Here is a 20,830-nt window from a genome sequence, read left to right on the forward strand (position 1 = left end):
CCAGTTGGTTATTTTTACGTGAGGTCCCTCGTATCCGGGCGGGAACAATCTGCGCGCGAACGGGGTTGCAGCAGGCGAACGCCAACTGCCGACCGCTACCGGAGTGACCCATGCCGCTCAAAGCCCTCGCCCTCAACGCCACGCTGAAGACCAGCGACGCCAAGGACGCGTCCTCGACCGACCGGATGATCGATCTCATCGACAAGGCGATGTCCGCACACGGGGTGGTGACTGAGGTGCTCCGCCTGGCCGATTTCAACGTCAAGCCCGGCGTCACCTCCGACGAAGGCGCCGGCGATGACTGGCCCGATATTCGCGCCAAGGTGCTGGACGCCGATATCCTGCTGATGGCGACGCCGATCTGGCTCGGCCAGCCATCCAGTGTCTGCAAGCGGGCGCTGGAGCGCATGGACGCCTTCCTCGAGGAGACCGACGATGAGGGCCGCATGGTCTCCTATGGCAGGGTCGCTGCCGTTGCCGTCGTCGGCAATGAGGACGGCGCCCACCATGTGTCGGCCGAGCTTTTCCAGGCGCTGAACGACGTCGGCTTCACCATTCCGGCCAATGCGGTCGCCTATTGGGTCGGCGAGGCAATGGGTTCCACCAATTTCGTCGATCTCGACAAGGTGCCGAAGGTTGTGACCAAAGCCGTCGACATGCTGGCGCGCAACACGGTGCATGTGGCCCGCCTGCTGAAGGCAAAACAATATCCGGGCGAGGGCAGTTGAGGTCGCTGCCGACCTGACATTTTGAGATCAATTCGCAGTTCGGGATGCAAAAGCCGGCCACACTTCCATTGAACACTTCTAAATTGTATTATATTTCAATAACTTGAAAAGACGTGGCAACAAACCTCTTGCCACCTGCGCCATTTAGCGCTTTCATACACTACCAGTTTGATAGACTATGGATGAGCGTGATTGCTCCCTTAGTTCTCTTGCGGGACCGCTGGTTCGGACCCGATGCCGCGGCAGGTGTTTTGAATGGCCGCATGACCCTCATCAACGCGTGAACCGCTGTTTTATGCGTTGAAACCTCGATCGACCCACGGTGCGGATGAAGCCGCAAAGGAGTTGCGATGACGGTTCAGGGACTTTTTTCCGCGAGAGCCAATGCCGCGGCGCAGATATCAGCCGTGCCGCGCATTGCCATCGTCGGGCGCGGCTTTTCCGGCATGATGACGGCCATCGCGCTGATGAAGACGGTGCGCGCGCCCTTCCACCTGCAACTGTTCGACCCGAATTCGTCCGTCAGCGGCGGGCAGGCGCTGGCCTCGGCCCACTCCTCGACGATCCTCAACACCCGCGTCCGCGATCTCTCGGTCTCGGTCGGCGACAACGACGATTTCAACGATTGGCTCTGTGGCAACGCCGCCTTCCGCGCCGCCGTACCGGCCGCCATTCCCGGATTCCGGCAGATCTTCGTGCCGAAGGAAATCTTCAGCGATTATGTATACCAGCGCTTTTCGGAAGCACTCGCCGCCCGCAGGGATATCACCGTCCAGGTCTGCAACGATCCTGTTGTGGCGATCCGCAGGAGCCACGGCAACCGTTTCCTGCTCGAAAGCGCCAATCCCGCCAATCCGCTGTTCGATACCGTGATCCTCGCCACCGGCTACGGCCTGACGGCGCCGGATGCCGGCGGTGAGGACGCTTCGCCGATCAGGGCCCAGCGGCTCGTCGCGCGGCCGCATGCGGTGCTGCTCGGCAGCGGCATCCGCGTCGTCGATCAGCTGCTGCAGCTGCGCGATTCCGGTTACACGGGCCAGGTGACGATCATTTCAAGGCGCGGTTTCCTGCCCCAGAGTCATACGCCGAATTCCGCCGATCCGGTGTTCCCGGCCGAGACGCTGCCGCAGAGCCTGCCGGAGATCGTGCGCTTTATCCGTGAAGCCTGCCGCGAGGCGGAAGAATCAGGGCGAAGCTGGCAATCGGTGATGAACGGCCTCAGAAAACATGCCCGCTCGCTCTGGCGCTCGCTGCCGGCCCGCGACAAACATCAGTTCAACCGCCACCTCAGAGCAATCTACGACAGCCATCGCAACCGCCTGCCGGAGGCCATGCACCTGCGCCTGAAACGCGAGCTCGCCGAGGGCCGAACGGTGCTGCGCCGTGGCCGGGCCGGCCGCCGGGGCTTGAGCGGCCTGTTCTTCACGCCGGCCGGTTCCGCTGCCGAGGAGGTCATCCATGCCGAGCGCATCATCGATTGCCGCTGTCAGGCGCCTGATCTTTCAGCGCCGCTGATGCAGAGCCTGCTTTCCGCCGGGCTTGCCATGCCGGACGAGCTCTCGCTTGGCCTGGCGGTCAATGCACGCGGCGAGCCCTTCCTCGAGGACGGTTCGACGGTCGCCGGGCTCTTTGCCGTTGGCCCGCTCGGCCTCGGCAGCCTGCCCGATATCGATCTCGTGCCGGAGATCGTCTCGCAGGCCTATGCCGCTGCTGAGCGTGTCGGCGAGAGGTTCTACCCGCAGGTCAAGGCCGTCTGAAAATTTGAGGCCGCTTCGGAACCATCTGCCTGTCGCGGCGTTATAAAGCGCTGGTGACTCAGAGGGGCCGATGGAAGTGCTGAATCGACATGATACGTCTCTTGACGAAGAGGGACGCTTTCGCCTTCTGGTCGATGCCATCACCGACTACGCCATCTACATGCTGAGCCCCGAAGGCATCGTTACCAGCTGGAATACCGGTGCTCAGCGCTTCAAGGGTTACAAGCCTTCCGAAATTCTCGGCGAGCATTTTTCGCGTTTCTATCTGGAAGAGGACCGTGCCGCAGGAATTCCGGAGCGCGCGCTTGCCACGGCGGTCGAGCACGGCCGGTTCGAAGGGGAAGGCTGGCGCCGGCGCAAGGATGGCAGCCGCTTCTGGGCCCATGTGATCATCGATCCGATCCGTCATCCATCCGGCGATCTCATCGGCTATGCCAAGATCACCCGCGACCTGACCGAACGCAGGGCCGCCGAAAACGCGATCCGCCAGAGCGAGGAGCAGTTCCGCCGGCTCGTCCAGGGGGTTTCGGATTATGCGATCTACATGCTCGATCCCGAAGGCAATGTCAGCAGCTGGAATTTCGGCGCAGAGCGTATCAAGGGCTATCGGCCGCAGGAAATCATCGGCCGGCATTTCTCGACCTTCTATACCCCAGAGGACCGCGAAGCTGGCCTGCCGGAGATCGCCCTCGGCGTCGCGCGCACCGAGGGCCGGTTCGAGAGGGAAGGCTGGCGCGTCCGCAAAGACGGCACCCGTTTCTGGGCCAGCATCGTCATCGACGCCATCCGCGACGACGAAGGCGATGTGCTTGGTTTTGCGAAGATCACCCGCGATATCACCGAGAAGATGGAGACCCAGCGGGCCTTGGAGCAGGCTCGCGAAGAGCTCTTCCAGTCGCAGAAAATGGAGGCGATCGGTCAATTGACCGGCGGTATCGCTCATGATTTCAACAATCTTTTGATGGCTGTGCTCGGCAGTCTCGAAATACTGAAGAAACGCATGCCGCAGGATCTCTCGCTGACATCGCTGGTCGACAATGCCATGCAGGGCGCCCAGCGTGGCGCCGCCTTGACGCAGCGCATGCTGGCCTTTTCCCGCCGGCAGGAACTGCATATGGAGCCGATCGACGTCTCCGGCCTTGTCCGCGGCATGATGGATATGCTGAGCCGTTCGCTCGGCCCTCTCACCGTGATCGAGACCTCTTTCCCCGTCAGGCTGCCGACGATCCTGACCGATCCGAACCAGCTGGAGATGGCAATCCTGAACCTCGTCGTCAACGCCCGCGACGCCATGCCATCCGGCGGCCGGATCATGCTTCGCGCATCCGAAGAGTCGCTGCTATCAGGAAAGGGTCCGCTGTCGCCCGGCCGCTATGTCCGCATCGCGGTGATCGACGAAGGCGAGGGCATGGATGCCAAGACGCTGGAGCAGGCAGTCACGCCGTTCTTCACCACCAAGGGTGTCGGCAAGGGCACCGGTCTCGGCCTTTCCATGGTGCAGGGCCTTGCATCCCAGTCCGGCGGCCGCCTGATGATGAAGAGCAGCCTCGGCGAAGGCACGACGGCCGAATTGTGGTTCCCGGTCGCAAGTGTCGAACAGACGACCGGGGCCGCTGCCGAACGGCAACAACAGGAGGACAATGCGGCGCGCCGGCTGCGCATCGTCGCTGTCGATGACGATGGTCTGGTCCTGATGAATACGACACTGATGCTGGAGGATCTCGGCCATACCGTGTTCGAGGCGATGGCGGGTCCAGAGGCGCTCGACATCCTGCGCAAGCAGCAGGTCGACCTGGTGATCTGCGACCATGCCATGCCGCGCATGACGGGCGCGCAACTCGCCCAGGCGATCCGCAGCGAATGGCCCGACATACCGATCATCCTCGCAACCGGTTACGCCGAGATCCCCGAAGGCGCCGGCATCGCCAATCTGCCCCGTCTCGGCAAGCCGTTCTCGCAGGCGCAGCTCGCCGAGGCGATCAGCCGGGTCGCGTCATAAGGGGATCAGTGCTGCACTATGCAGCAGCCCTCTCGCCGCGGAGAACGAAGACCAGCAATGCCAGCACCATCGCCGCCAGCCCGTACCAGGTGATTGCGTAGAGGAGATGGTTGTTGGGGAACGCGATGACGGTCAGGCCGCTGACAGGCAGGCCTTCAGGATTGGCAGTGGCATCGGCATCGATGAAATAGGGCGCGGCCGCACTGACGCCGCGCTTTTGCGTGATCGCTGCGACGTCGCGCGAATACCAGCGGTCGGCCGCGACGTCATTGGATTGCAGCAGCGATCCCTTCGGCTCCGTCATCCGCATCAGCCCGGTGATCGCGACCGGGCCTGATGGTTGCCCCTCGCGGCGCGTGGCCGGATCGCGCCGGTCGGTCGGCACGAAGCCGCGATTGACGAGGATCGATGTGCCGTCGGCAAGCGTCAGCGGCGTCATCACCCAATAGCCCGGACCGAGTGCGGTCGAGGCATAGACCAACGTTTCCTTGTCGTTCGCCAGCATCCCCACTGCGGTTACCCGCCGATATTCGTCATCGGTGGCATTGACCTTGTTCCACTCGGCGCGTGCCGGCGCCGGCACGGGCGCCGCGTGCACACGCTGGTCGACGCGGGCAATGAGGTCGCGTTTCCAGGTCAGACGCTGCACCTGCCAGGTGCCGAGTGCCGCGAGTGCCGCGGCAAGCAGCATCAGGCAAATGGCGAAGATCGCGCGTTTTACCCGATGACGCCGTCTTTCCGATTTTTCCGAGGGAGCCTGCGGGTGACGCTGCCGGCGCCCCTTCGTGACCGTCACGGCATGTTCTTCATCATCTCGGGGCTCATCGGCATCATGTTGGTGTTGAGATGATGCATGACCCAGAGCGAACCGGAGAGCGCGATGGCGACGATGATCAGGGTGAAGATCAGCGCCATGATCGTCCAGCCGCCCTCGCTCCTGGTATTCATGTGCAGGAAGAACACCATATGGACGACGATCTGGATCGCCCCGAGGCCCATCACCAGCACCGCCGTCAGCGCCGGGCTGGCGAAGACGCCTGACATGACCAGCCAGAAGGGAATGGCGGTCAGGATGACGGAAAGCACGAAGCCCGTCATGTAGCTGCGGAACGTGCCATGGCCGGCCTGATGGCCGTGGCTGTGGCCGTGATGAGCCTCGTGGGCATCCTCATGGGCAGGTGCTTGCGAACTCATCCGAGAACTCCCAGCAGATAGACGAAGGAAAAGACGCCGATCCAGACGACGTCGAGGAAGTGCCAGAACATCGAAAGGCACATCAGGCGGCGGCGGTTGGCCTCGATCAGCCCGTGCATGGACACCTGCACCATCAGCGTCACCAGCCAGATGATGCCGAAGGTGACGTGCAGGCCGTGAGTGCCGACCAGGGTGAAGAAGGAGGAGAGGAAGGCGCTACGCGTCGGTCCGGCGCCTTCGTGGATCAGGTGGATGAATTCGTAGAGCTCGAGCCCGATGAAGGCGGCGCCGAACAAGCCGGTCACACCGAGCCAGAACAGCGTTTCCGCCTTTGCGTTTCGTTCCATCTGCAGCATCGCGAAGCCGTAGGTGATCGAAGAGAACAGCAGCATCGAGGTGTTGAGGGCAACGATCGGCAGATCGAAGAGATCGGCGGGCGAGGGGCCGGCGGCATAGTTGCGGCCGAGCACGCCATGCGTTGCAAACAGCACAGCGAAGATCAGGCAGTCGCTCATCAGGTAGAGCCAGAAGCCGAGATTGGTGCTGTTCTCAGGATGATGATCTTCCGTCAGGTAGAATTCAGGCTTTTCGGCCGTGTCGATAGTCTGATCGCTCATGGTCATCACACCTGCTCGGCAAGCAACGCGGTGCGCTTGCCTTCCGTTTCGGTCACCTCTTCGGCGGGGATGTGGAAGTCGCGTCTGTAGTTGAAGGTATGGCCGATCGCGACCACCAGCATGGCGGCGAAGGAGACGACCACCAGCCACCACATATACCAGATCAGGCCGAAGGCGAGGGCGACGCTGATGGCCGACAGGATCGCGCCGGTGCCGGTGTTCTTCGGCATATGGATCGGCCGGAAGCCTTCCAGCGGACGCGCATAACCGCGATTCTTCATGTCGTACCAGCTGTCATGGTCGTGCACCACCGGCGTGAAGGCGAAGTTGTAATCCGGCGGCGGCGAAGAGGTCGACCATTCCAGCGTGCGGCCGTCCCAGGGATCGCCGCTATCGTCGCGCAATTCCTCGCGTTTCATGAAGCTGACGACGATCTGGATCAGGAAGGCGGCAATGCCGAGCGCGATCAGGCCGACGCCGAAGGCGGCGATGATGAACCAGATCTGCAGTGACGGATCCTCGAACTGGCTCACACGGCGGGTGACACCCATCAGGCCGAGCACGTAGAGCGGCATGAAGGCGAACCAGAAGCCGATTTGCCAGAACCAGAAGCTCATCTTGCCCCAGAAGGCATCGAGCTTGAAGCCGAAGGCTTTCGGGAACCAGTAGTTCACGCCGGCGAACATGCCGAAGAGAACGCCGCCGATGATGACGTTGTGGAAGTGGGCGATGAGGAACAGCGAATTATGCAGCACGAAGTCGGCCGGCGGCACGGCAAGCATGACGCCGGTCATGCCGCCGATGACGAAGGTCACCATGAAGCCGACCGTCCACAGCATCGGCACCTCAAAGCGAATGCGGCCGCGATACATGGTGAAGAGCCAGTTGAAAATCTTTGCCCCGGTCGGGATCGAGATGATCATCGTGGTGATGCCGAAGAAGGAATTGACGCTGGCGCCCGAGCCCATCGTGAAGAAGTGGTGCAGCCAGACGATGTAGGAGAGAATCATGATCACGCAGGTCGCGTAGACCATGGAGGCGTAGCCGAAGAGGCGTTTGCCGGAGAAGGTGGCGACGACTTCCGAGAAGATGCCGAAGGCCGGCAGCACGAGAATGTAGACTTCCGGATGACCCCAGATCCAGATGAGGTTGATGTACATCATCGGGTTGCCTCCGAGGTCATTGGTAAAGAAGTTCGTGCCCGCATAGCGGTCGAGCGACAACAGGGCGAGCGTTGCCGTCAGGATCGGGAAGGAGGCGACGATCAGCACGTTGGTGCAGAGCGCCGTCCAGGTGAAGACCGGCATCTTCATGAAGGTCATGCCCGGCGCACGCATCTTGACGATGGTGGCGATCAGGTTGATGCCCGAAAGCGTCGTTCCCACACCGGCCACCTGCAGGCCCCAGATATAATAATCGACGCCGACGCCCGGACTGTAGGCTGCGCCCGACAGCGGCGGGTAGGCGAGCCAGCCGGTCTGGGCGAATTCACCAATGAACAGCGACAGCATGATGATGATCGCGCCGGCGGTGGTCATCCAGAAAGAGAAATTGTTGAGGAAGGGGAAGGAGACGTCACGCGCGCCGATCTGCAGCGGCACCACGAAGTTCATCAGACCGGTGACGAAGGGCATCGCCACGAAGAAAATCATGATGACGCCGTGAGCGGTGAAGACCTGGTCGTAATGGTGCGGCGGCAGATAGCCCTCCGAGCCGTTGAAGGCGATCGCCTGCTGGACGCGCATCATGATCGCGTCGGAGAAGCCGCGCAACAGCATGATGACGGCGAGGATCACATACATGATGCCGATCTTCTTGTGATCGACGCTGCAGATCCAGTCGCGCCAGAGCGGACCCCAGAATTTGAAATAGGTGATGATGCCGAGCACAGCCAGACCGCCGATGACGACGCCGATGAAGGTCACGACCAGGATCGGCTCGTGATAGGGAATGGCATCGAGGGTCAACCGGCCGAAGACGAACTTCAGGAGGTCAGGATTGGAAAACATGGAACAACCCGTTCATTATGTCTTGCGACGCAAAGCGCCAGGTTAATTGTTGTTGTTGAGCTGCGCCGGCGCCGGAGTGGCGCCGTTGTCCGTGCCGGGCTTGGAATGACCCTCATGCTGCATGTCCATGCCGGGCATGTCGTGCTGCATGCCGTCGGTCCGCTCGGCAGGCTCGCTGCGTGCCGGAGCCCCGGTCGCCGGCACGGTGGCGGCCGGCGCCACGATGCCTTCGTCGGCATGACGGTTGTCGTATTGCAGCTTCTCGCGGTTCTCCGCACTTTCCTTGCCGCCGCCGCCCATCATGTCGATGTGCATCATCTCGTTCATGCACATCTTGCCCGGAGCGGCGCACATGTTGAGGATGGCGTTGTAAAGGTCGGCATCGGCTCCAGCATAATAACGCACCGGTTCCTTCTCGCTCGGCTTCTCGAGTTTCAGATAAGCGTCGCGGTTGAGCATCGTGCCCTGCTGCTTGACCTGCGCCACCCAGGCGTCGAAGCCCGCTTGATCGAGGCCGTGGAACTTGAAGCGCATGTGCGAGAAGCCGCTTCCGCTGTAATTGGCGGAGAAGCCCTCATATTCGCCTTGCCGGTTGATGACGGCGTGCAGCTTCGTCTCCATGCCGGGCATCGCGTAAATCTGGCCGGCCAGGGCAGGGATGTAGAAGGAGTTCATCACCGAGGAGGCGGTGATCTTGAAATTGATCGGCATGTCGACTGGGGCAGCGAGTTCGTTGACGGTGGCAATGCCGAGTTCGGGATAGAAGAACAGCCACTTCCAGTCGAGCGCCACGACCTCGACGATCAGCGGCTTGGTATCGGCCGGAATGGCACGCTCCGCATCGAGGCGGTCGAGCGGGCGGTAGGGATCGAGCTTATGGGTGGAAATCCAGGTTACGGCGCCGAGCGCGATGATGATCGCAAGCGGCGCTGCCCAGATCACGATTTCGAGGCGGGTCGAATGGTGCCATTCCGGCGCGTAAGTTGCGGCCGTATTGGAGCGGCGGTAGCGCCAGGCGAAGAACAGCGTCAGGAAGATCACCGGGATGATGATCAAAAGCATCAGCACCGTCGAGATGACGATGAGATCGCGCTGTTGCGCGGCGATGTCGCCGGAGGGCGCCATGACCACCATGTTGCATCCTGCCAGGAAAAGCAGCGGCAAGACGGATAGAAGGCGGGAAAACTTCACGAGTTTTAGCACGTCTCTAAGCTCTTGTTGTTTCGTTCGTTCCGCGACTAACGCACTGAACCTGATAGCGACATGAGGTGTTTGGTCGCAGTGCAGCAAGGATGCCGCACTGCGGCACAAATCATGGTGCACTACAGCTTTGGAATCCTGATGAAATCAAGAAGGATTCTTCCGCCGGCGCATGTTTTGTTCCAATATATCCGCAAGAGCCTGCCAAGCCAGCGGCCCTGGGAAAAATTCGCGGTCCGGATCACGCTATTTTTTCCGCCTACGCTTCATTTTGAGCCGTGATGATGAACTATTTACGCCTTACGGACTTGATAAGCCTGCAGGTTTGATCAAGATCAGGTTGAGGCGCCTTGCCGAAAGCGCCTCAACGAGGGAGGCGTTTCATGGCTACAACATCGCAATACGGGCCGTCATCGTCGTCGCTGGAACGCGACGCGCGGCGCATTCACGACGACAAGCCGGTTTCGCCTGGTAGTATCGCCATCGGTGTGGTGATCGGCCGCATGTCGGAATTCTTCGATTTCTTCGTCTACGGCCTCGCCTCGGTCCTGGTCTTTCCACAGCTGATTTTCCCTTTCGCTCCGGACAGGCTGACGGGCACGCTCTATTCCTTCGCCATCTTCTCGCTTGCCTTCCTGGCCCGCCCCGTCGGCTCCGTCGTCTTCATGACGATCGATCGGCTGTACGGCCGTGGCACCAAGCTGACGATCGCGCTTTTCCTGCTCGGCGGCTCCACGGCCTCAATCGCCTTCCTGCCGGGTTACAACGAGATCGGCGTCTGGTCGATCGCATTGCTGGCGCTCTTCCGCCTCGGCCAAGGCTTCGCGCTCGGCGGCGCCTGGGACGGCCTTGCCTCGCTGCTCGCCCTCAACGCGCCGGCCAAGCACCGCGGCTGGTATGCGATGATCCCGCAGCTTGGCGCGCCGATCGGTTTTGCGCTGGCCAGCACCCTGTTCGGTTATTTCGTCGCCAATCTTTCCAGTGAGGATTTCCTCTCCTGGGGCTGGCGTTATCCCTTCTTCGTCGCCTTCGCGATCAACGTCGTGGCGCTGTTTGCGCGTTTGCGGCTCGTCATGACCAAGGAGTTCGGTACGCTGCTGGAGCAGCACGAACTAGAAGCAGCACCCATCCTCGACGTGCTGCGCGTTCACGGCCGCGATATTCTGATCGGCGCCTTCGTGCCGCTCGCAAGCTTCGCCATGTTCCACCTCGTCACCATCTTCCCGCTCGGCTGGATGAGCCTTTACGGCAACCAGCCGATCGGCACCTTCATGGTGGTGCAGGTGATCGGCGCCGCGGTCGGCATCCTCACGATCATCGCCTCGGGCCTGATTGCCGACCGCATCGGCCGGCGCGCCCAGCTTGCCATCTGCGCCGTCATCATCGCCGTCTTCAGCTTTATCGGGCCGAGCCTGATCGCATCCGGCAACAGCGGCCATGACGCTTTCGTTATCATCGGCTTCGGCGTGCTCGGTCTTTCCTTCGGCCAGGCGACCGGCTCGATTTCATCCCGCTTCGGCCGCGGCTACCGCTATACGGGTGCCGCCTTCACCTCGGATCTGGCCTGGTTGATCGGCGCGGGTTTTGCGCCGCTGGTGGCGCTCAGCCTTTCCAGCCGCTTCGGCCTGACCTTCGTCGGTTACTACCTGCTTTCCGGCGCCATCTGCACGCTTGCAGCACTCGCCTTCAGCAGAGCGCTGGAGCAGCGCGAATAGGACTTTGCGAGGAAGCCATGCCTGGGAGAGAAGTGGGACCGGATCGTGCCGAGGCTTTGCGGGGAACTCACGAGGCGGCGGCATACGAGGGATGGTTTCTCGAACGGGTCGAGGAAGCAATCCGGGAAGCCGATAATCCGAACGCTGTCTCGATCCCGGATGAAGTCATTAAGGGAGAGATGGCGCGCGAGCGTGCCGAGTTGCTTGCCTTGCTCAAGAATGAGGGCAAGTGAGGATCGTTTAGCCACCCAAATCCTATAGCTGAATCCTACTGTGCCATCTGCGGCTGTTTCGCCGCCCGAGCCGCGGTCAGTTCCGCGGTGGTATGGTTCAGGCGGTCGGCCAGCACGCGCATGATTTCCACCGCCATCTCGGGGAAATCGCTGAGCAGCTTCAGGAAGTGTTCCTTGCTGATGCGCAGCACCTCGAGCGGCGAGGTGGCGCGCACCGTTGCCGTGCGCGAGACATCGCAGAGGATGGCGATTTCGCCGACGATGGAATTGGGTTCGACGTCGGCGACCTTGATCTCGCCGGCCGGCGAGGAGACGACGATATCTGCGGTGCCCGAGAGGATGACATAGGCGGCATCACCGACATCGCCCTGATGAAAGAGGTTCTGCCCGGCCTTGTAGGTCATGCGATCGGAGGTAAAGGCCAAAAGCTTGAGCTTTGCTGGCGCGATCCTTGAAAAGATCGGCACCCTTCGCAGCATTTCGACTTCGTCTCTCAACAGCATGAGCGTTTCAATCCCCTGACGCAGGGTCCGCAGGACCAGGCATCTTCAAACTCCGAGGCGTCCCCATCGGGAACACCCACCATCGCCGCCCCTATAGAATATTACGATAACAGTTCCTTGAACATCCCGTTTTTCTCGGAAAGTTCCGGATAGTTTCCGGCTTCCGCCAATCCGCCTCGGTCGAAGAGCAGGATACGGTCGAACATCTCCGCCAGCCGGGCATTGGAGAGCACCCAGATGATCGCCGGCCGGTGCCCTTCTTCGTGCAGGCCTTCGATGATGTTGCGGGTGATCTGATCCTGAACGCGTTGGTCGAGCGCCGACAGCGGCCGGTTGAAGATGAAATAGTCCGAGCGCTTCAACAGCGCGCGGGCAAGGTTCAGCTTCTGCCGCTGCACCATGGTCAGCCGCTTGCCGCCGGAGCCGACGTCGAATTCGAGGCCGATCGACAGCACGTCGTCATAAAGGTCGAGCGCATCGAAGAGTTCGCCCATGATGCCGCGGATGCGGTCGGAGGCGTCGGCCTGCTGATAGGCGATACGGCCGAAGAGCACATTGTCCATCAGGCTTGCCGATGGGGTGAAACGCTCGGCGTCGTAGCGCTCGATCAGCTCGGCGAGATCGGCCGGAATGTGCTCGTGGAACTGCTTGCGGGCGCTGACGATCTTGTCCATCAGCTCGTTCGACAGCAAGCCGAAGCGGTGGCGCGGCTCGATATAGGCAAAACTCAGCCGGATGATGGCCGAACGTTCTTCCGGCGTGGCATCTTCGAAGCGGCGGCTTTGCAGCTTCTGCAGCAGCGCCTGGTAGGTCGGAATGTCGTCCGCCGTCATGAAGGTCAGCTGCTGGAAGAATGGATGGTCCGGCGGCAGGTCGTGGAAGAGTTCCACCGCGTTCTCGGCGATCTCGAGGCCCATGGCGTAGAGATCGGTGCTGAGGCCGGTCTCTCGGAAGAGCTGCTGGAAATAGGGATGCGCGGCAAGCCTGCGGTTGGTCATCAAAGGCCGCTTCATCGTGCCGAAGAGCAGGTTCTCGCCGACCGTCGCCTGGGCGTTATAGGCGTCGAAATCGAAAGGCACGACGATCGAGTCGAGCCCCTCGTCGCGCAGCCGGTCCCTGAGCGAGGCGCGTAGCGCTACGACGTGGTCGCCGAGCGCCACATGAACATCGGTATTGACGGTCGAGCGCAGCGCCAGATCGAGGATGTCCTGCGAGATCAGGACGGCGTCGAGCACCGGGCGGATCGCTTTCAGAATGTCCTCGGGCCCGCTGGCGCCGGCGGCCTTGTAGTCCACCCAGTCGCTGTTGAGGTCGAGCGTCGGATTGCCGGCCTTCTCAGCCTCGGCGGAATGCCATTTATACTCCAGCGCTTCCCGCTCGTCGTAAACGGGATCGGTCATCGGCGCATGTTTCAGGCCGTAGAGCAGATTGCTGGCGAGTGTGCCGTGGAAGAAGAAGGTGTCGGACGAGGCATAGGAAATCCGCCGGCCAGTAATCGATTCCGGCATGTCGAGGAGATCGCGGCCGTCGATGGTGATGCGGCCGGAGTCCGGCCAGACCATGCGGCCGAGCGCTTCGGCGAAGGCTTCTGCGCCGCTGCCGTTCGGCCCGACGATCGCCACCGTCTCGTTCGGCTTGATCTCGACCGAGACGTGGTCGACGAGGCGGGCGCCACTGTCGTCGGAGAGCGACAGGTTGGTGACGACAAATGCGCCCGTCAGCGCGCCGACCGGGGCGGTTGCGAGTTCCTGGATGCGGCTGTCGATCAGCGGCTCGACATTGAATTGTTCATAGACCTGCTGGTACTTCACCTGCACGTCCTGGCGCATCTGGTCCCAGTCGATCAGTTCCTTCAGCGGGCCGGGCAGGTCCTTATAGGCTGATATGACGGCGACGAGCTGGCCGATGTCGAGCCGGCCCTGCAGCGCCAGGTAGCCGCCGATCGCGTAAAACAGGAAAGGCGTTACCTGGGCGAGGAAGTTGTTGATGAACTTCACCAGGAATTTCCACTGGTAAAGGTCGTAGCGGATCGAGAAGATGCGGCCGAGCCGCGAGGCGATGTCGGCGCGTTCGAGGTTCGACGTGTCGTTGCCGTGGATCGTGCCGATGCCCTCGACGATTTCGCCGACGCGGCCTGAGAGTTCGCGCGCCGTCAGCTGCCGCTGGCGGCCGAGTTCCAGCAGACGCTTGCGCATGCGGGGAATGACGACCGCCTGGACGCCGACGATGCCGGCGGCGATCATGCCGAGCCAGAAATTCTGCACGATGATGAAAGCGAGGGCCGTGATCGCCTGGCCGCCGAGAAGGGCAGGGGAGACGAAGGCGTCGCCGGTGAAGCCGCCCATCGGCTCCACCTCGTCCTTGATCATGGTGGCGATTTCGGCCGATTTCACCCGCTTAAAGTGAATGGGCGGAAAACGCAGCACCCGGTCGATCAGTTCGAAGCGGATACGGCGCAGCATGCGCTCACCGAGCCGGCCCTTATAGGTGTTAATGTAAAACTTGAAGAGGCCGTTCAGCACCACCAGCGCCAGAAAAACCAGGCTGAGCGCCATCAGCATCTGGAAGCGGTTGAGCTGCAACCCTTGAAAGAATTCGACATGGCCGATCAGCGGCAGGTCGTAGGCAATGTGCATGAAGGTCTGCGTCGCGCCCGGACCTTCGAAACCGTCACCCTGGATTGGTCCGTTGACGATCTGCTTCGGCAGGTCGAAGGACAGGAAGTAGGGCACCATCGATGCGGCGACGACAGCCAGAATCCACAGCTGCTGCAGCCGCGTGTTCTTCCAGATGTAGCGGGCGAGGCTTTTTTCCATGGCTAACCGTCAGCTTGCTGGGAAATTCCGGGGGCGCGATCCGGGCGCCGGGACGGGAAGGAATTTTGAGAACAGGATCATGCAGCCGGACCGCCGATATCGCAATGAAAACAAGGCGAAGCGACCGGCTGCAAAAATGCCGATTCTCGCCGGAACATTGCTTATATCACAGGAATTTTGGATTAGGCGAGGGATTCGGCAATCATGGAGCGAATGATGCCGGCGGTTTTCTCCGCCCCGTCGAGGTCGAGCAAGACCGGCCCCCGTGGCTTTGCGGCGAGCGCCTTTTCGACCGCCTCTTTCACATGGCCCGCCGTCAGTCCGTTTTCCGGCAGGATATCGGCGAGGCCGAGCGCCTGCAGCCGTTCGGCGCGCACCGTCTGCTCGGTCTCGCCGCCGGCGACGAAGGGGATGAGGATCGCCCTGCAATCGGTGCGCAGCAGGTCGCCGACGGTGTTGTAGCCTGCCTGCGAGATCGAGACTTTCGCACCGCGCAGCAGCGAGGGAAAATCCTTGCGGAAGCGCACCAGCGTCACATTCGCTGCCGCGTCCTCAGCCAGCGCGGCGAAATCGGCCTCCGGCAGGTTCGGGCCGGCGACCAGCAGCCAGCGAAGATTGTCCGGCAGCAGCGCTGCCGCCTCTTTTGCCGCGCCGATCAGCGCGGCGCCGACCGCACCGCCACCCGCCGATGCGATGATGTCGAATGTCTCGGTCGGTTCCGGCGCTGGCGGGGCTGCGACGAGGCCGGTATAGCGCAGCCTGTCGGCGATCTCGGGTGTCAGCGGGAAGGTGTCCTCGAGCCTGACGAAACCGGGATCGCCGTGCACGAGCACGGCATCGAAATGGTCCTTGACCAGCGTGACGGTCTCGGCGTCGCGGCCGGCCTTGCGGTTTTCCTGCAGGATGTCGCGCACCGAGCTTAACAGCTTCGGCCGCGGTTCGGCCTTTTCGATCGCCTCAAGCAGCGGTAGCAGTTCGAAGCGCATCTGGCGCCGGCCGAAGGGGAAGGCCTCGATGATGACGACATTGGGCTTTGCCGCATGGAAAGCGTCGAGCAGCAGCTGGCGGCGGGCATGGAGGAAATCCTCGCCGGCTGGCCGGCCCTCGGCATCGGCGAGGCCGGAGAAACCGGCATTGCTGGCGACGACCGCAGGCAAGGCCACGGTCTTCACGCCTTCGCCGGGAAAGCCCGGCACCGGCAGGCCGCCGGTCACGACAGTCACGTCAAAACCGTCCATCATCAAGGCATTGGCGATGCGGCTGGCGCGGGCTATGTGGCCGATGCCGAGCAGATGCTGGACATAGAAGAAAATACGCGGTGCCGTCATGACGCCTTCTGCCATTCGGCCTCGAACAGGCCGGTGAGCTGTCTGATGCTGGAGTGATAGTCGAAATATTCGCGCACCTGGCTTTCGGCGGCATCGCCGAGGCGCTTGCGCAGCGCCGGGTCGCGGATCGCTGTTTCCAGCGCTCCGGCCAGCAGTGCCGGGTCCTCCGGCGGCACGACGAGGCCGTTTTCACCGTTCTTCAGGAGCTCCGGCACGCCGGATACGTCGGTCGAGACACAGACGAGCCGCTGGCTGGAGGCTTCGACCAGGACGTTCGGCAAGCCGTCGCGGTCGCCGTTGGCGGCGATGCGGCAGGCAAGCGCGAAGAGGTCGGCGCGGCGGTAATGATCGAGCACGTCTTCCTGCGCCATCGCGCCCTTCCAGACGATGCGGCTGGAGATGCCGAGTTCGGTCGCCAGCGCCTTCAGTTTCGCAAGCTCTTCGCCGCCGCCGATATGGTCCATGCGCCAGTGAAGGTCGGCGGGCAACAGCGCCAGCGCGCGCAGCAGCACGTCGTAGCCCTTCTTCTCGACGGCGCGGCCGACGCTGAGGATGAAGGCCGGATCGTCGGGGTCGCTGCCGGTCCGGTTCGAACGCTCGCCGGCAAAGTGGCCGAAACGGGCGAGATCGAGACCGTGGTAACTCAGGTGCACGGCCTCCCTGCGTGATGTCAGCGTCCGCATATGGTCGTAGCCCGTTCTGGTGCAGGTGACGGTCCAGCGGGCGCTGCCGAGCTTTTCGTTCAGCTCCCAGTCTGGCGACGTCCATATGTCCTTGGCATGCGCCGAACAGGTCCAAGGCGTGCCCGTGAGGATGCTCGCATATTCCGTCACCGAGGCCGGTGTGTGGATGAAATGGGCATGCAGCCATTCGCCCTCGTCCGGCCATTCGCGCCCCAGCACCAGTGCCTGGCCGAGACGGCGGAAGCGATTGCGGGAGATGTCGCGCTTGAGATCGGCGAGGAAGCGCTTCATCAGCGCCTTGAAGCCGGGTTTGGAGAAACCGGCGATGAGGCCCTTCAGCACGCGGATCGGCTCCTCGTGCAGATATTCCGGCAGATAGACGACGCGCGCCCGGATCTCGTCATGCACGGGATGGCGCTTCTTGTCGGTCGGCCGGCGCATCGAAATCAGCGTCAGGTCGAAGCCGGCCTTTTCGAGGCCGAGCAACTCCTGGGCGATGAAGGTTTCCGAGAGGCGGGGATAGCCTTTCAGCACGACGAGGATCTTGCGGCGTGGCGGCAAGGCTGTGCCCTATTCCGCGCCGACGAGGGAAAGGTGGCTGCCGCGGCCGTCGATCCACCGGCCGACGGTCTGCGAGATATGGTCCAGTCCTTCGAGACGCATATTGCCGCCGCTCTTCGACGGTGGCTGGCGGGAAGGAAGGCGCTTCAGCGCCTCGGCCATGATTGTGGGGTCGACCGACTGGTCCGGCAGCAGCATGTCGACGAGGCCGAGCTCGCTCGCCCGCTGGGCGCGCAGCAGCTGCTCCTCGCGCGGCTTGACACGCGGCACGATGAGGGCCGGTTTGTCGAAGGAGAGGATCTCGCAATAGGTGTTGTAGCCACCCATGGCGACGACGCCGGTGGCGCTGTCGATCAGCTCTTCCATGTGATTGTCGAACTCGATCACCTCGATATAGGGAATGGCTTCCCCCTTCTGCACCAGCTTGGAGCGCTCGGCGGCCGGCATATAGGGCCCGAGCACCACGAGCGCCTTCTGCGTCAGCGTCGGATCGGCCTCGTAGGCATTCATGACGTCGTGGACGAGATCGGAGCCGTCACCGCCGCCGCCTGTGGTGACGAGGATGTAATTGTCCTTGCGGGCGTTGATCGAGGTCTTGCCCCTGGAGACGCTGCGCTGCAGGAAGCCGACGAAATCCATCTTCCGGCGCAGGCTGGCCGGCACGTCGAGGCCGATCAGCGGATCGTAGAAATCCGGCGGACCATAAACCCAGACGCTGTCGTAATATTGGTCGATCTTCTGCATGATGCTGTTCTTCTTCCACTCGGCCTCGAGCAGATGCGGCGCGTCCATGATCTCGCGCAGGCCGAGCACCAGAACGGTGCCGCGGGCCTTGAGATAGGCGAGCGTATCCTCGACCTCGCCCTTCAGCCCCATCGGTTCCTTGTCGACGATGAAGATATCGGGCTGGAAGGTCTCGGCCGTGTGGCGAATGCTCGATTCGCGCATCTTCAGCGTCTCGTGCAGGTCGATATGGCTGGCGAGCGACGTATATTCGCCGTTGCGGAGCTTGATGACGCTCGGGATCTTCACGAAGTCGACACGGGCGCGGTAGTCGAAGGCGCCGGCGATCGTGGCCCCCGAAATGATCAGAATATTGAGGCCGCGATAATCCTCGACCAGCGCATGGGCGATGGCGCGGCAGCGGCGCAGATGGCCGAGACCGAAGGTATCGTGGCTGTACATGAGGATGCGCGCATCTTCGAGACGTCTGGACATGGGCATCCCTTCTGGGCTCAGCAACATAGTTAGTACCCCCACCGTCCGGAGGCCAAGAGGTGGGGGCGGTGCCGTGATGCGCCGCCGCGTTTCCTGCTATTTGTAGGGATCTGCCGCATCACGCAAGCCGTCTCCCAGAAAGTTGAACGCCAAAATGACGAGAACAACAGGAATGATCGGATAGAGCAGCCATGGATAGAAGGCGATGACGCTGACGCTTTTTGCCTCGGTCAGCAGAATGCCCCAGCTGGTGATCGGCGGACGAAGGCCGAGGCCGAGGAAGGAGAGCGCGGTCTCTCCAAGGATCATGCCGGGGATCGAAATCGTCGCCGAGGCGATGAGATGCGACATGAAGCCCGGCACCAGGTGCCGGCCGATGATGCGCGGCGTGCTGGCACCCATCAGCTGTGCGGCCTGGACATAATCCTCCTCGCGTAGCGCCAGGAGCTTGGAGCGCACGGCACGCGCCAGCCCCGTCCAGTCGATGATGCCGAGGATGACGGTGATGCCGAAATAGATGACGATCGGGCTCCACGTCACCGGCATGATGGCGGCCAGCGCCATCCACAGCGGCAGACTCGGCAGCGATTGCAGCACTTCGATCAGGCGCTGGACGATGAGATCGAAAATGCCGCCGCGATAGCCGGCGAGGCCACCGATGACGATGCCGAGCACGAAGCTGATCGAAATGCCGATCAGACCGATCGTCAGCGATATCCGCGCGCCGTAAAGGATGCGTGAGAGGACGTCACGGCCGAGCCGGTCGGTACCGAGCAGGAACATCTGGCCGCCGATCGCCGGGCAGACGAGATGATAGTTCGAAGCGACGAGGCCCCAGAATTTGTAGGCATCGCCGCGGCAGAAGAAACGGATCGGCTGCACGTCGTTCGGCCTGTCGGTATAGACGCGGTGCAGCGTGTCGAGATCGAGCGCCATGCTGCGGCCGTAGACGAAGGGACCGACGAAGCTGCCCTTGTCGAAGAAGTGGACGCGCTGCGGCGGCGCGTGGATGAAATCGACATTGCGCGTGTGCAGGCCATAAGGCGCCAGGAACTCGACGATCAGGATCATCAGGTAGACGACGGCGAGAAAGATGCCGGAGATCAAGGCGAGCCTGTGCTGCTTGAACTTCCACCACATCAGCTGCTTCTGCGAGGCGAGATGGATGCGCGATTGGGCCGCCGTCAAGTTTTCGGTCGCCTGGGGATCGAAGGGAGCGGTCGAGACGTAGTGCGGCAGCGGCGCGCCGGGTGCGGGAAGGGGCGACATTATTTGGTGCTCCTGCCTTGCAGACGGATGCGGGGATCGAGGAAGCCGAGGGCAATGTCGGAGATCAATACGCCGATGACGTTGAGGAAGGCCAGGAACATCAGGAAGGAGCCGGCGAGATACATGTCCTGGCTCTGCAGCGCCTTGATCAGCATCGGCCCGGTCGTTTCGAGCGACAGGACGATCGCCACGATTTCGGCGCCCGAAATGATCGACGGCAGGATCGAGCCGATATCGGCGACGAAGAAATTGAGCGCCATGCGCAGCGGATATTTGACCAAGGCCCGCATCGGATGCAGGCCCTTGGCCCGGGCGGTCGTCACATATTGCTTCTGCATCTCGTCGAGAAGATTGGCGCGCAGCCGCCGGATCATGCCGGCCGTCCCGGCAGTGCCGACGATGATGACGGGGATCCAAAGATGGCCGAGGATCGATTTCGCCTTTTCCCAGCTCATCGGCGCGTTCAGATATTGCTGGTCCATCAGATGGCCGATCGACAGACCGAACCAGACATTGGCGAAATACATCAGGATCAGCGCCAGCATGAAGTTCGGAATGGCGATGCCGAGCAGGCCGAGGAAGGTCAGCCCGTAATCACTCCAGCTGTACTGGTGCGTCGCCGAATAAATGCCGATGGGAAAGGCGATCAGCCAGGTGAGCAGGATCGTCGTGAAGGAGACGAGCATCGTCAGCCACAGCCGTTCGCCGACCACGTCCGAGACCGGGAGCTGGTATTCGAAGGAATAGCCGAAATCGCCGTGCAGCATGCCGCCGACCCAATAGAAATAGCGCACGATTTCCGGCTTGTCGAAGCCGTATTGCTGGCGCATCTCTTCGATTTCCTGGAGATTGGCGGTCTCGCCGGAGGCCCGCAGCTCGGCGATCTGGCTCTCGAAGAAGTCGCCCGGCGGCAGCTCGATGATGGTGAAGACCAACGCCGAAATGACAAAGAGCGTCGGCACCATGGCGGCGATGCGCCAGAGAATGTATCTGAGCACGC

General features: G+C 62.1%; 17 protein-coding genes. 5 read left to right on the plus strand and 12 right to left on the minus strand.

The genetic code is table 11. From position 1 onward, the window contains the following. Window positions 1-110 precede the first annotated feature (110 nt). From V8P77_RS08880 to V8P77_RS08890, 3 genes are all read left to right on the plus strand, one after another. Entirely contained in the window at window positions 111-728 is a 618-nt protein-coding gene (locus V8P77_RS08880) for a flavodoxin family protein (RefSeq protein WP_168344301.1), read from the plus strand. Between the two features lie 350 nt (window positions 729-1,078). Then, complete coding sequence (locus V8P77_RS08885; RefSeq protein WP_335911854.1) at window positions 1,079-2,485, plus strand: FAD/NAD(P)-binding protein; 1,407 nt, start codon at window positions 1,079-1,081, stop codon at window positions 2,483-2,485. A 70-nt stretch (window positions 2,486-2,555) separates the two neighbouring features. Then, window positions 2,556-4,484 carry a hybrid sensor histidine kinase/response regulator gene (locus V8P77_RS08890; RefSeq protein ID WP_335911855.1) on the plus strand — a complete coding sequence of 643 codons (1,929 nt, stop codon included), beginning with the start codon at window positions 2,556-2,558 and terminating at the stop codon, window positions 4,482-4,484. 16 nt (window positions 4,485-4,500) lie between these two features. Here the strand turns inward: V8P77_RS08890 and V8P77_RS08895 are convergent, their stop codons facing one another. The 5 genes from V8P77_RS08895 to cyoA are packed head-to-tail and all read right to left on the minus strand — an operon-like array spanning window position 4,501 to window position 9,507. After that, a complete protein-coding gene (locus V8P77_RS08895) occupies window positions 4,501-5,280 on the minus strand; it encodes an SURF1 family protein (protein WP_335911857.1) in 780 nt (259 codons plus the stop codon). After that, a complete protein-coding gene (cyoD, locus tag V8P77_RS08900; protein WP_027665778.1) occupies window positions 5,277-5,678 on the minus strand; it encodes a cytochrome o ubiquinol oxidase subunit IV in 402 nt (133 codons plus the stop codon). Before cyoD ends, V8P77_RS08895 begins: the two co-directional genes overlap by 4 nt. Continuing rightward, window positions 5,675-6,295, minus strand: coding sequence for a cytochrome o ubiquinol oxidase subunit III (gene cyoC, locus V8P77_RS08905; RefSeq protein ID WP_222353426.1), 621 nt, complete (start codon window positions 6,293-6,295; stop codon window positions 5,675-5,677). The genes cyoD and cyoC overlap by 4 nt, the downstream gene beginning before the upstream one ends. A 5-nt stretch (window positions 6,296-6,300) precedes the next feature. Next, the gene (gene cyoB, locus V8P77_RS08910; protein ID WP_335911860.1) at window positions 6,301-8,304 is read right to left on the minus strand and encodes a cytochrome o ubiquinol oxidase subunit I; all 2,004 of its coding nucleotides are present in this window, start codon (window positions 8,302-8,304) and stop codon (window positions 6,301-6,303) included. 42 nt (window positions 8,305-8,346) lie between these two features. Further along, window positions 8,347-9,507, minus strand: coding sequence for a ubiquinol oxidase subunit II (cyoA, locus tag V8P77_RS08915; protein ID WP_335911861.1), 1,161 nt, complete (start codon window positions 9,505-9,507; stop codon window positions 8,347-8,349). Between the two features lie 380 nt (window positions 9,508-9,887). Between cyoA and V8P77_RS08920 the strand changes: the two genes are divergently transcribed. Together V8P77_RS08920 and V8P77_RS08925 are read left to right on the plus strand one after the other, a co-directional pair. Continuing rightward, on the plus strand, window positions 9,888-11,219 hold the full coding sequence (locus V8P77_RS08920; RefSeq protein ID WP_168327444.1) for an MFS transporter: 1,332 nt from the start codon (window positions 9,888-9,890) through the stop codon (window positions 11,217-11,219). Between the two features lie 17 nt (window positions 11,220-11,236). Beyond that, window positions 11,237-11,452 carry a hypothetical protein gene (locus V8P77_RS08925; RefSeq protein ID WP_335911863.1) on the plus strand — a complete coding sequence of 72 codons (216 nt, stop codon included), beginning with the start codon at window positions 11,237-11,239 and terminating at the stop codon, window positions 11,450-11,452. Between the two features lie 35 nt (window positions 11,453-11,487). Here V8P77_RS08925 and V8P77_RS08930 read toward each other — a convergent pair whose 3' ends face one another. From V8P77_RS08930 to V8P77_RS08960, 7 genes are all read right to left on the minus strand, one after another. Next, window positions 11,488-11,955: a cyclic nucleotide-binding domain-containing protein gene (locus tag V8P77_RS08930; protein WP_027687699.1), complete on the minus strand. Its 468-nt coding sequence runs from the start codon at window positions 11,953-11,955 to the stop codon at window positions 11,488-11,490. A gap of 101 nt (window positions 11,956-12,056) precedes the next feature. After that, window positions 12,057-14,771, minus strand: a complete 2,715-nt coding sequence (locus V8P77_RS08935) for an ABC transporter transmembrane domain-containing protein (protein WP_335911865.1) — start codon at window positions 14,769-14,771, stop codon at window positions 12,057-12,059. Between the two features lie 182 nt (window positions 14,772-14,953). After that, window positions 14,954-16,099 carry a glycosyltransferase family protein gene (locus tag V8P77_RS08940; RefSeq protein ID WP_335911866.1) on the minus strand — a complete coding sequence of 382 codons (1,146 nt, stop codon included), beginning with the start codon at window positions 16,097-16,099 and terminating at the stop codon, window positions 14,954-14,956. Then, entirely contained in the window at window positions 16,096-17,343 is a 1,248-nt protein-coding gene (locus tag V8P77_RS08945) for a glycosyltransferase (RefSeq protein ID WP_335911869.1), read from the minus strand. The genes V8P77_RS08940 and V8P77_RS08945 overlap by 4 nt, the downstream gene beginning before the upstream one ends. A 9-nt stretch (window positions 17,344-17,352) precedes the next feature. Next, window positions 17,353-18,561, minus strand: a complete 1,209-nt coding sequence (locus V8P77_RS08950) for a glycosyltransferase family protein (RefSeq protein WP_017957810.1) — start codon at window positions 18,559-18,561, stop codon at window positions 17,353-17,355. 96 nt (window positions 18,562-18,657) lie between these two features. Next, window positions 18,658-19,830, minus strand: a complete 1,173-nt coding sequence (locus tag V8P77_RS08955; RefSeq protein WP_165504092.1) for an ABC transporter permease — start codon at window positions 19,828-19,830, stop codon at window positions 18,658-18,660. After that, entirely contained in the window at window positions 19,830-20,828 is a 999-nt protein-coding gene (locus V8P77_RS08960) for an ABC transporter permease (protein ID WP_017957812.1), read from the minus strand. The genes V8P77_RS08955 and V8P77_RS08960 overlap by 1 nt, the downstream gene beginning before the upstream one ends. Between the last annotated feature and the right edge of the window lie 2 nt (window positions 20,829-20,830).

Source organism: Rhizobium aouanii, from assembly GCF_037002925.1.
Taxonomy (GTDB): domain Bacteria; phylum Pseudomonadota; class Alphaproteobacteria; order Rhizobiales; family Rhizobiaceae; genus Rhizobium; species Rhizobium aouanii.